The sequence below is a fragment of the Pseudomonas sp. 05N434 genome (assembly GCF_056396965.1).
Map to the genome: position 1 here is coordinate 1 of NZ_JBFTMK010000075.1, position 12,271 is coordinate 12,271.

General features: G+C 59.3%; 8 protein-coding genes. 2 read left to right on the forward strand and 6 right to left on the reverse strand.

Going from position 1 to position 12,271, the window contains the following annotated elements:
- The 6 genes from AC1DLB_RS07610 to treP all read right to left on the reverse strand — a co-directional run.
- Window positions 1-985 (reverse strand): multicopper oxidase family protein (locus tag AC1DLB_RS07610; RefSeq protein WP_477784825.1); only part of this gene is annotated, 985 nt, incomplete at its 3' end.
- Window positions 986-1,087: 102 nt separating this feature from the next.
- Window positions 1,088-1,375: a PTS sugar transporter subunit IIB gene (locus AC1DLB_RS07615; RefSeq protein WP_111454288.1), complete on the reverse strand. Its 288-nt coding sequence runs from the start codon at window positions 1,373-1,375 to the stop codon at window positions 1,088-1,090.
- Window positions 1,376-1,377: 2 nt separating this feature from the next.
- Entirely contained in the window at window positions 1,378-3,906 is a 2,529-nt protein-coding gene (ptsP, locus tag AC1DLB_RS07620; protein ID WP_477784826.1) for a phosphoenolpyruvate--protein phosphotransferase, read from the reverse strand.
- Window positions 3,907-3,968: 62 nt separating this feature from the next.
- Window positions 3,969-5,192 (reverse strand): maltoporin, encoded by a 1,224-nt coding sequence (locus AC1DLB_RS07625; RefSeq protein ID WP_111454290.1) that lies wholly within the window; start codon window positions 5,190-5,192, stop codon window positions 3,969-3,971.
- Window positions 5,193-5,285: 93 nt separating this feature from the next.
- On the reverse strand, window positions 5,286-6,935 hold the full coding sequence (gene treC, locus AC1DLB_RS07630) for an alpha,alpha-phosphotrehalase (protein ID WP_477743274.1): 1,650 nt from the start codon (window positions 6,933-6,935) through the stop codon (window positions 5,286-5,288).
- Window positions 6,936-6,975: 40 nt separating this feature from the next.
- On the reverse strand, window positions 6,976-8,418 hold the full coding sequence (gene treP / locus AC1DLB_RS07635; RefSeq protein WP_477743273.1) for a PTS system trehalose-specific EIIBC component: 1,443 nt from the start codon (window positions 8,416-8,418) through the stop codon (window positions 6,976-6,978).
- Window positions 8,419-8,655: 237 nt separating this feature from the next.
- Between treP and treR the strand changes: the two genes are divergently transcribed.
- Window positions 8,656-9,360, forward strand: a complete 705-nt coding sequence (gene treR, locus AC1DLB_RS07640; RefSeq protein WP_018927047.1) for a trehalose operon repressor — start codon at window positions 8,656-8,658, stop codon at window positions 9,358-9,360.
- A gap of 99 nt (window positions 9,361-9,459) precedes the next feature.
- A partial coding sequence (locus tag AC1DLB_RS07645; protein ID WP_477784827.1) for a membrane-targeted effector domain-containing toxin occupies window positions 9,460-12,271 on the forward strand: 2,812 nt, incomplete at its 3' end.

Consider the following 12,271-nt stretch of genomic DNA (forward strand, 5'->3'; position numbering starts at 1 on the left):
AGTTGAGTTTCTCGGCATTGGCCAGGTCTGGCTCGGCCACCGGGTTGGCGGGCAGTGCCGGCGGCCACTCGGTCGGCGCGTCGGTATTGGCCACTGAGCGCAAGGTGCCCAGGCGTACCGGACCGTTGCGCAGGGACAGTTCTTCGCCGGCCGGCGGAGCCTTGATTGCCAGGCAAATGCGCATGCCCGGGCCGAGCCAGTATTCCTTGCCCAGTGGGCGCGGTTCGATGGGATTACCATCCAGCGCATAGATCTGCGCCTCGACGCCGGGGATGTTGAGGCGATAAGTCAGGGTGTTGTCGAGGTTGAGCAGGCGTACGCGGGTGATCTGCCCGGCAGGCAAGTCGATCACTGCTTGCGAGATGCCATTGATGGTCGACAGGCGCCCAGCCGTACCGCCACGGGCCGCTTCACGAGGAATGCTGAACGGCACGAAAGCGCCTTCTTCATCGACATGCCAGCTCTTGAGGCTCAAGGTCTTTTCGTACTTGAAACCGGTGGGCTCGCGCTCTTCGATGATCAGCGGACCGACCAGCCCGCGACCGAGTTCTTCGCTGCTGTTCACGTGCGGGTGATACCAATAGCTGCCGGCGTCGGGCACACGGAACTTGTAGTCGAAGTATTCGCCCGGCAGTACCGGCAATTGCGACACGTAGGGCACGCCGTCCATTTCCAGCGGCAGACGGATGCCGTGCCAGTGAATGGTGGTCGCCACTGGCAAGTGGTTGATGAAACGCACCCGCAGCCATTCGCCCTGACGCACGCGCAACTCAGTGCCCGGCGCCGAGGGGCCGAACGCCCAGGCCTCGGTCTTGTGCCCGGTCACCAGTTCGACGTCCAGCGGGGCGGCGATCAGCTCATAGTCGTGGCCGGCCTCAGCGTCGGCCATCTTGCCCAGCCAGTAACGCGACGCGCCACCGGCCCCCACGCCAACCACCACAAGACCGGCCAGACCACCGAGTATTTGTCGACGGGTAAAGGACATGAACTCAACTACCTCACGTATCAGCCACAGGCGCGGTGCCTGCAAAAGGCGAATACGATACACCTGCGGATGAGAAACAGTAAGGGCAACGCGTGGGAACGATCACTGCAAACCGGTGAGCAGATGCACCACTCCACCGTCCAGCATCATCACGCCTGGCACTCCAGCCGCCGTCAACGCCTGCCGATCCATCCGCGCCACATCCCGTAACTCCACCCGCATCCGGGTCAGCGCCATGGGCTGATGTGACTTGAGGTTATCCGCACCGCCCAGTGCGGCCACGACATTCGGTGCCAGACCGGAAACGGCTTGAGCCACCGGTTTTGGCTCATCTACCACCAGATCCGGGGTCAACGCTTTCCAGAACGCCCGCTGCATTTTCTCGAACATGCTCAGTTCTCCAGAACCAGTGAAGTATCGACCGTCGCCTCGTGGTGCAGCCGCAATGCCTCGCGTACCTGCTCGGCACTTTCCAGCCCCAGCACTTGCTGGGCGATGGCCTGACAGTCCAGCAGGTCGACTTCGCGAACCGCCGCCTTGATCGCCGGAATCAGCGGCACGCTCACCGACAACTCATCCACGCCAAGCCCCAGCAACAACGGCACCGCCAGATGTTCCGAAGCCAGGGCGCCGCACACACCGACCCATTTGCCATGGGCATGGGCGGCTTTCACAGTACCGGCGATCAAGCGCAGCACCGATGGATGAAAGCTATCCGCCTGGCTGGCCAGCCGCGGGTGATCGCGGTCSATGGCCAGGGTGTAYTGGGTCAGGTCGTTGGTGCCAATGGAGAAGAAATCCACCTCGGGCGCAAACAGATCCGCCATCAGCGCCGCTGCCGGCACTTCGATCATGATCCCCAGTTTCGGCAGTTCCGTGAGTCCTGCTGCCAGCGCTTCCTCTTCAAGCAGCTGACGGGCCAGCCGCAACTCCGACAACTGCGTGACCATCGGCAACATGATGTGCAGCCGAGCCAACCCGGCGCTGCTCAGGATCGCCTTGAACTGATCGCGCAACAGCTGCGGACGCTCCAGGCACAAACGAATGCCGCGCATGCCCAGGAACGGGTTGGTTTCGCGGTCCATCGGCACGTAGGCCAATGGTTTATCGCCGCCGACATCCAGGGTCCGCACCACCAGATTGCGCGCAGGCCCCAATGCTCGGGCGATGGCCCTGTAGGTGGACGCTTGCTCGTCATGGCTCGGTGCATGGTTGCGATCCAGATAAAGAAACTCCGAACGCAACAGACCGACGCCCTCGCCGCCCAGTGTCATGGCCTGCTCAGCTTCGGCCAGCGAAGCGATGTTGGCGGTGATTTCAACGTGATGACCATCGCGGGTACAGGCAGCCAGCGCGGCATTTTCCAATTCATATTGCCGGCGTTTCTTTTGTCGCTGACGATTGGCTTGCAACTGCTCGATGGCGGCCAGTTCGGGATCCAGCTGCAACTCGCCCTGGTCGGCATCGAGCAAAACCCGGGTGCCATTGGCCAGTGTCAGCACCTGAACCGGCAAACCGCAGATCGCCGGCAAGCCGAAGGCCCGGGCGAGAATCGCCACGTGACTGGTGGCGCCACCGCCGACCGTCGCGAACCCCAGCACCTTGCGCGTGTCCAGGCCAGCGGTCTGGGAGGGCGTCAGTTGCTCGGCAATCAGAATCGCCCCTTCCGGCAACTCCATCGCTTGATCCTCTACGCCGAGAATCAACTTGAGCACCCGTTGACCAACGTCGGCCAAATCCGCTGCCCGTTCGGCCAGCAAGGCATTGCCCAGTTTTTTGAACAAGGTAGCCGTCGACTCTGTGGCCGCCCGCCAGGCGAAACCGGCGCTTTTGCCGGCGTCGATCAGTGCCAGGGCCTGATCCAGCAGGCTTGGGTCTTCGAGCAGTTCCTGATGCGCCTTGAAGATATCTGCCTGGGCGTCCCCCGTGGCCTGGTCACGCAACTGCTGCAGGTCCAGGACCGCCGTCGCCAACGCCTGGGACAGGTGCTCGCGCTCAACTTGCGCGCCCCGACCGGATTCAATGACTTCAAGGGTCTGCTGCGCGATCTGCACCACCTGACCAAACGCCGACCCCGCCGATGCACAGACGCCGTGCAGCACCTTCAGCGATGAAGCATCAGCCGCAACCGTTTCAACCTCTGCCATCACCGTCACGGCTTCTCCGCACCCGGCAGCCAGCAACTCGACCAGGGTCTTGATCGCCACTTCGGCATCCGCGCCCGCCGCGCTGACTTGCACGATGTCGCCGTGAGCGGTCTGCAACGCCATGATCGCCACCAGGGATTTGGCGTTCGCGCTGTCCTGCTGTTTATGCAGACAAATACTCGCCGAAAAACCTTTCGCCGCCTGGGCAAACACCGCCGCAGGGCGGGCGTGCAAGCCATTGAGATTGGGCAGCGTCAGCGGTTTTGAGAACAGTGCCTCGCCTTCCTCCAGCTCATCGGCCGCTACTTCAGACGGACTCAAACTCAGCAGCAACTGACCACTTTCCACTACGCCCGTTTCAGGCGTCAGCCAAGTGAACGGCTCACCGCTGACCACCAACATCAAGGTCAACAAACTGCGGGCGTTCAAGGCAATGTAATCGGCATCGAACTCGATCAGCGCCTGCCCCACCTCAACCCGCTGACCTTCCTCCACCAATCGGGTGAAGCCCTTGCCGGCCAGGTTCACGGTGTCGAGGCCAATGTGCATCAACACCTGCACGCCGTTGTCGTCGGTGATGCTGACGGCATGCCCGCTGGCCTGCACATTGCTGATCACTCCAGCCAGCGGTGCGCACAAGGTGGACGARGTCGGGTCGATGCACARACCGTCRCCGATSATSCGMCYGGMAAACACCKGRTCRGGCACCTGGTCCAGCGSCATCAGCACGCCGGAYAARGGWGCCAGCAGYTGCAATTGTTGGGGTGTGGCCATGACGTCACCTGCTGTTTTGTTCTTTGAAGTGCCGATGGAGCGCGAGGCCCCGACAGCATCGCTTATTTCCACCAGTACTCGACCTGCAATCCGACGTTCGAACCATGCCGCGCCGTGCCGAAGGCACCGGTGTCGGATAACGCCGAACCTGCCGCCAGTTCATTGGCCGCCCGTTTGGCCGCCTCGTTCCAGCTGGCATAGGTGTAATACAGACGCACCTCGGGGCGCGCCCAGAATTCCGGGCCCTTGGGTGACCAGGTCGGAGCGATGGTGAACTTGCTCARTTTGCGCGTGCCGCCTGTGGCCTCGACCTGATCATGGCCCAGCTCGGTCACCAGTTTGATTTGCTCGGTGATCGCATAGGCTGGGCGAATCCCGAGGGAAATCCAGTTCTGGTCAGCGCCGTCGGGGCGAATGTCTTTCTGATAAACCGCCTCGACCTGCCCGCCGAAGCGCGGCGTCACTTGCCAGTCGAAGAACTCCACCACGCGATAACTTTTACTGCTGTCGTCCAGCTTCACGTTACCGGTATAGCCCAACCCCGTGCCGGGGCCTTCGCCGTACTGAAAGGCCAGTTTGTTCTTGCCGCCCAGGAAACCTTTCTGCACATGCTGGGTGGTGATCGCCCAGCCACGGTGAGCGTCGCGGCTGTCGGGCTTGTCGATGTAGCTCAAGCCGAACTCCAACTCACCGCCGGGGTTGGTGTTGAAGCCGGCGACGTTGAAATCGTGACGGTTGATGTAGTCCTTCTGGTACAGGTTGTCCTTGCGCGAGAAGGCGTAGCTGTACTTCAGATCGCCGATCAGCACGTCCTCGATACCGCCGCCGGTGGCGCTCTGGTTCCAGTAGTAAAAGTCGGAAATATGGATGTCATTCCGTTTGTAGTAACGCCGACCGGCCCACAGCGAACCACCATTGAGGCTGGGCATGTTCGACCATTGCGCGTACATCTGCGGCATGCGCACCGAGCCGTTGTCACCGTTGAACGTCAGGTCCTTGTCGTACTGGTTATACAGCGATGCCATGCCGTCGACGCTGAGCACCGAACCATCGTCCAGGGTGTACAGATCCTGGCGCAATTCAAGTTCAGCGTACTGCTCACACTCGTTACCCAAGCGGTATTTGGTCTGCGCTCCCGGTAGCTGGAAACACTGCTGTTTACCGCTGTTAACCGAGGTCCCGACGCCGCTGCGCAAGTAACCGGCGAATTCCAGCGCCTGGGCTGACAGTGGTAACGCCAGGCACATGCCCGCCGCTACAAGACTGCGATTTATTGTTGTTTTCAAGAACCACCTCATTATTTTTATTGTGTGATGCAGCAAAACCAGCGCGCAAAACTCCCCCGCGCAGTGTTCTGCGTGTTGTTCGAAACGGTGTTTTTAAATGTTGGTCAGGTGCAGAACGAACGACTCATAGGGCCGTAAAAAGACCTGCCGATGTTGTGGCGGACAGTCCGGGTAATTGCTGATCACCAGACGTTGTGCCATCGCTTCGCTGATCACCTCCGGCGGCAGTTCAACTTCGCACGGTGTGCCATAAAAGTTATTCAGCACCAGCAAACGCTCACCATTGCCTTCACGCACGTACGCCCAGATTTGCGTGTGTTCAGGCAACAACTGCCGGTACACGCCATCGGACATCAGCGCTTCACTGCGGCGCAGGGCAATCAGCTGACGGTAGTGATGCAGCACCGAATCCGGGTCGTCGAGTTGGTGGGCGACGTTGATTTGCGTGGCATTGGCCGGCACCCCGATCCACGGTTCGACAGCGCTGAAACCGGCGTTCGGCTCGGCGCTCCAGTGCATCGGCGTGCGGCTGTTGTCCCGAGACTTTTGCATGATCGCCGCCATGTTGTCGGCGTCGCTGGCACCGGCCTCGCGCTTGAGCCGGAAGATGTTCAGAGTCTCGACATCGCGGTACTGATCGATGTGATCAAACCCCGGATTGGTCATGCCCAGCTCTTCGCCTTGATACACAAACGGCGTGCCCTGGAGGAAATGCAGCGCGGTGCCGAGCATCTTCGCCGACACCACCCGATGCTCGCCGTCATCACCAAACCGCGAAACCACCCGCGGCTGGTCGTGGTTACACCAGAACAGCGCGTTCCAGCCACCGCCGGCCTGCATGCCGGTCTGCCAGTCGGAGAGGATGCGCTTGAGTTCGAGGAAATCGAAATCGGCGCGAATCCACTTTTGCAGGTTCGGGTAATCAACCTTCAAGTGATGAAAGTTGAAGGTCATCGACAGCTCTTTCGACTCCGGCCGCGAGTAGCGAATGCAGTGTTCCAGACTGGTGGACGACATCTCGCCGACGTTGATCAGGTCATGACCTTCGAACACTTCGCGGTGCATCTGCTGCAAGTACTCGTGGACGTTCGGGCCATCGGTGTAAAAACGTCGACCGTCAGTGTTGTCCTCAGGGAAATCCGCCGGTTTGGAAATCAGGTTGATCACATCCAGACGGAAACCGCCCACGCCTTTGTCGCGCCAGAACCGCATCATCTTGAAGACTTCAGCGCGCACCCTGGGGTTGTCCCAGTTCAGGTCGGCCTGCGTGTGGTCGAACAAGTGCAGGTAATACTGACCGGTCTGGGCTTCGTACTCCCAAGCCGAACCGCCGAACTTGGATTCCCAGTTGTTCGGCTGGTCGCGCCAGATATAGAAGTCGCGGTAAGGGCTATCGAGGCTGCTTCGGGCCTGCTGGAACCAGGTGTGTTCGATCGAGGTGTGGTTGACCACGATGTCGAGCATCAGCTTGATCCCGCGCTTGCCGGCTTCGGCAATCAGCAACTCGCAGTCAGCCATGGTCCCGTAACTCGGGTCGATGGCGTAGTAATCGCTGATGTCGTAACCGTTGTCACGCTGGGGCGAACGCAGGAACGGCGTAATCCACAGGCAATCGACACCCAGCCAGTGCAGGTAATCGAGCTTGGCCACGACGCCGAGCAAATCCCCCGTGGGGTTGCCGGCGTGGCTGTGAAAACTCTTCGGATAGATCTGGTAGATCACCGAACGTTGCCAGTCTTGCATGGCGGATTCCTTTTTGAATAGGTACTGCGAATGCGATCTATCAGGCGACCCGATACCCGGGCCGGACAATCTTCATGCTCAACCCGCAGGTCAAAACAAACGGCACGACCATGGCAATCACCATCCCGACCACGAACATCGGAATGAACTGCGGGATGATCGAGATGAAACCGGGCAAGCCGCCAACGCCGATCGCCGAGGCCTGGACCTTGTTCAGCGACAGGAAGATGCAGCCCAGGGCCGAGCCGATCAGGGCCGCATAGAACGGAAACTTGTAGCGCAGGTTGACCCCGAACATGGCCGGTTCGGTGATGCCGAAGTAGGCAGAAATCGCCGAGGTCGAGGCCATGCTTTTGTCCCGTACATTACGGGTCATGTAGAACACCCCCAGTGCCGCGCTGCCCTGGGCGAGGTTGGACATGACGATCATCGGCCAGATGAACGTGCCACCCTGGGTGGAGATCAGTTGCAGGTCGACCGCCAGAAACATGTGGTGCATGCCAGTGATCACCAGCGGTGCGTAGAGCAGGCCGAAAATCGCCCCGCCAACCATCGGCGCCAGGTCGAACAGGGTGACCACGCCTTCAGTGATGAGAATCCCCAGATGGCGGGTCACCGGACCAATTACCGCCAGCGCCAGCACACCGGTGACGACGATGGTGGTGATCGGCACCACCAGCAGTTGAATGGCGTTCGGCACCCGTGCCCGCAACCACTTTTCGATGACGCTCATCACATAGGCCGCCAGCAGGATCGGCAGGATCTGGCCCTGATAACCGACTTTCTCGATCTGGAACACACCGAGGATGTCGAAGTACGGCAAGCTCTGCCCCTCAAGCCCGGCCACCGCTTTGCCGTAGTTCCAGGCGTTGAGCAGATCCGGGTGCACCAGCATCAGGCCGAGCACAATGCCGAGGATTTCGCTGCCGCCAAAGCGCTTGGCCGCCGACCAGCCCACCAGCGCCGGGAGGAACACGAAGGACGTGTTGGCCATCAGGTTGATCAGGCTCCAGAGCCCGTCCAGCGTCGGATAGGCGTCCAGCAGGGTCTTGCCCTCGATGAACATGCCCTTGGCGCCGATCAGGTTGTTGATGCCCATCAGCAGGCCGGCAATGATCAGCGCCGGGAGAATCGGCATGAATACGTCGGAAAACACCCGCACCAGTCGCTGCATGGCGTTGATCTTGTCGGCGCTTTTCTGTTTGACGTCGGCGATGGTCGAGACGGCGAGACCGGTCTGTCGGCGCAGCTCGGCGTAGACCTTTTCCACTTCGCCAGGGCCGATCACCACCTGGAACAGGCCGCCGGTATAGAACGAACCCTTGACCAGATCGATCCGGTTCAGCGTGGCGCTGTCGACCAGGCTCGGGTCCTTGAGGGCCAGGCGCAGGCGTGTGACGCAGTGCGCGGCCTGCTCGAGGTTGTCGCTGCCACCGAGGCTTTGCAGCAGCTCGGTGACGATGTTCGGATAGTCATGGCTCATGCTTGTTCTTCCGCTGTAGTTTTTTGTTATTGGCAGCACGCCGAAGCGAAAAATACTCGTCTGTACGAGTTAAAGCAACAACTCGTACAGACGAGTTTGATTTTGTTTATCCTGAACCCGACAGGCGGCGATATTTCCTACCCCCTAAGTCAAAGAAACCCAAAGCCGCATGGACAAACCCCTACCCTGCCCTTAAGGTTCAAAACCTTGAGCACAACGCGGCACAGAGCCATCCCCATGAGTAAATACAACCAGATCTACAGCGATCTGCTTGCCAGCATTACCACCGAACGTCTGGAACGCGGCGCCCGATTGCCTTCCGAAACCGAATTGATGGACAGCTACCAGGCCAGTCGCGGCACCGTGCGCAAGGCCATCGAGCAATTGCAGGAGCGCGGTTTCGCCCAGAAAGTCCACGGCAAAGGCACCTTCGTGCTGTCCACCAACCCGATCGAGTTTCAGCTCGGCGGCATCGTCAGCTTCCAGGAAACCTACCCGCGACTGGGCAACGACGTCAGCACYGAAGTGGTCGAATTCACCCAGATTCCCCTCGAAGGCCCGCTGCTCGAACACATCAAGGCGGCTGAGGGCAGCGTGATCACGCGGATCAAGCGCGTGCGGCGGATCGACGGCAAACGCGTGATCCTGGACATCAACCATTTCGTCAGCGACGTGATTCCCGGCTTGTCCCGCGAAATCGCCGAGCACTCGATCTATGCCTTCATCGAGCAAACCCTGCAACTGCAGATCGCCTATGCCCAGCGCACCATCGAAGCGGTGCCGCGCAGCAAGGACGACCAGCAACACCTGGACCTCGACGGCCAGAGCCATGTGATTGTGGTCAGCAACCAGACCTTCCTGCAGGACGGCCGCCAGTTCGAGTACACCGAATCGCGGCATACCCTCGACAAGTTCTACTTTTCGGATGTGGCACGGCGCTGACCCTACACGTTCCAGAATCGTGTTTGTACATAACTATGTAGTGCACCTCCCTCGAGCAAATGGGCAATCCTCTCAGCCCATTTCTCAAGGAGCGAGAACATGCCTACCGATCAAACAAGTGAAACGCTGCCCGATACCGSAGACAAACAACACCTTCTGACCATCGCGCCCGTCATCGTGACTGCCTGTCCCGATTTGCACGAAGAAGCCCATGTGATGGCCACCGAAATCCTGAAAAAACACGGCATTACCGGCCTGGACCCGGATCAGGTCTGGTGGCATCGCTTTGGCAATGTCACGGCCAGCAGCACCCAGACCTTCCTGGGTTGGGAGCACTACCCTAAACCCAGTCAGTCAATGACCCTGACGCAGCTGGTGATTCATCGGTACTACGTCACTGATCAGGACTATTTCGATCAGCTGGACTGTTACGGCGGGTTTTACACCGCCGACGCAACCGCCAGCATTTACAACGAAACCAACGAAGTCCGGATGTACCCCAGCGCAGTGCTCAAGGATTTCTGGCACGAGACCTTCAGTGACCGTTACCGGGACAAGCTGAACGCCTACTGGAGCGCGCATTTCGATGACTACCGGACCTTGGCGAAATGCAACTATCTGAGTAAAGCCATCGAGGCGCGGGAAAACGGTACGCTGCAGGAGGAAGAGTTCCAAACCGTCATCCGGGCCGTCGCCGCTGACAAATGCTGGCCGATCTCCCTGGAGACCTTGCGTGCGCAAACCTCTGCACCAGCAGATCTGCGGGTGTGCGCCCTGGACGTCGCGGGGCATGTCGCCACGGATATTCTGCGTATCGATGACGGTAGCGGACGGCAAATCACCTATGTCCCGGGGGCCACAGAAGCGTTTCACGTGCACCCGACGTTGACGGACATGCACTGGTGGATCCTGCTGCAAATGAACGATGACGCGCGTTATACCGAGTTCATGACTCACTTCCCGCTGTCGGTGCGTCAGGAGATCCACGACAACATTACGCCCCTGATGAACCAGTTGGTGGGCACGTGGGGCAAATACGATCACCATCTGATCAATCAAAAAAACATCACCATCAGCGGTGACGCGTTTTCCTGGTTGAGCCGTAATGTGCAGAGCGCAATGTCGCAAGAGGCCGATCTGTCTCTGGTGACCAACGGACAACTGCGTAAAGGCATGTGGCTGGGTTACCTGAGCGCCGGCCTGCACGTCTTCGGGCCGCTGGCGCTGCTCGGCTGGCCGATTGCACTGCCGGTGATTGGCGCCAGCATCGCCTCAATGGGCTTGAACATCGACAAGGCCGTGAACGGCAAAACGGTAGCGGAGCGCAAGGCCGGCGTAAAAGGCGCCGTGCTGGCTGGCATCAACCTTCTGTTCAACCTTCCGCTGCTCAAGGAGGTCGATGTTCTGGAAGAGGTCGGCGCTTCGGCCGAGGCCGCCGAAGCCGCCGAAATGGCCAGGCTGCGGGAGGCCAACAATCCTGCCGAACCGATCGGTACGCAAGAACAGGAGTTGTCCGACGGTTCAGGGCGCGCAACCACTCAACTTCCAGAGTTCATCCCCCTGAAACCGGCGCCGGCACAGAACCTTGAAGTACCGGAGCACTGGCAAAGTAACGAGATTCTGGAAAGTGAGGCGCCACTTGCCACCAGCGGCAAGTTCCAGGGCATCTACTCGCTCAACTCCAACCCCTCGACTGCCATCATGATGAACGACGCAGCCTATTACGTGCGTTACGAAACCGACATCAACGGCGGCGGCACCTGGGCCATCATCGACCCGGCAAACCCTCACGCGTCCTCAGGATCGATCCCCGTGCGTTTGAACGCCGATGGCGAGTGGGAGTTGACGCCCAAATCCGGTTTGAAGGGTGGTGGCAACGACGACCTCGCCGCTGTTCCGGGTCCTTCCCGGTTTCCCGACCATGTCCGACCACCGGAATCATTTAGCGTGCCCTCGACGAAGTACGACACCTCCAATGGGCGGTCGCTCAACTTCCTGGGGCTAGGTAAGAAAGAAACGCACATAAAAATAATCAACCTTCCCAACGGACGCATACAAGGGGTGACACCCTATGAAGAGTTCGTCGCGGGACATCGCACAGCTCTATTGAGAGATGCTCGTGCTTTCTTCTCCAAAGAAAACTTTTTTGCCTCATTGCCGACACGCCCGGTACAACCCGTCATCACGCCGTCGATGACTGTCCCGGAACTCATTCAGGAAATATTCGATGCTTCGCCGGGATTAGTGATTGGAGAAAGCCAGGATCGTATTGCCAGCATGCGGTTCCTCATCGAGAACATGCAGACGTTGGCCAGGCAAGGCGTCAAGACGATCTATATGCATCGCTTGCTCAATGACTTCAATCAAATGGACCTGAATATTTTCGGCAGAGGCGCAAAGATGGACGGCATGCTCGAAAAGTATTTGAAACAGTTACAAAGCGATCCTGCCGGGCAGTTCACCCCTCTTGAGGTCGTCAAGGTGGCTCGCGAGAACGGTATCCGGATCCAGTCGACCGATTGCCTGGCAAGTTACCGATATCCAGAATCGTCCCTCATTGATGTTCAGGAACAATCCATTAAAAACTACCTCACCACCACGATCATGCGTGCCAATGAAGCGCTTGGCAGATCAGGTAAATGGGTCGTGCTGACGGGCCAGGAAAACACCAATACCTTTAGAGGCATTGCCGGCCTCAGCGAACTGAATGGCGGTATCGGCTTGCGTATCGAGGAAGTACTTCCCGAGCGCAGCCTGCATATGGAGATAGACCACGGCATAGAGGTGGGCCGCAATGCCAGCCCGCCCCCCGTTAACTTTCATGGAGATTTCGACACCTTGTATGCCGATATCAACCTGCAAGTACCGATGCCCATGCTGCAACGAACCCCGGACGAAATCGCTCAACTGC

Excerpts from the sequence above, each read along its gene's own strand:
- AC1DLB_RS07615 (WP_111454288.1), bottom strand. The coding sequence starts at position 1,375 with ATGTTCGAGAAAATGCAGCGGGCGTTCTGGAAAGCGTTGACCCCGGAT.
- treC (WP_477743274.1), bottom strand. The coding sequence starts at position 6,935 with ATGCAAGACTGGCAACGTTCGGTGATCTACCAGATCTATCCGAAGAGT.
- treP (WP_477743273.1), bottom strand. The coding sequence starts at position 8,418 with ATGAGCCATGACTATCCGAACATCGTCACCGAGCTGCTGCAAAGCCTC.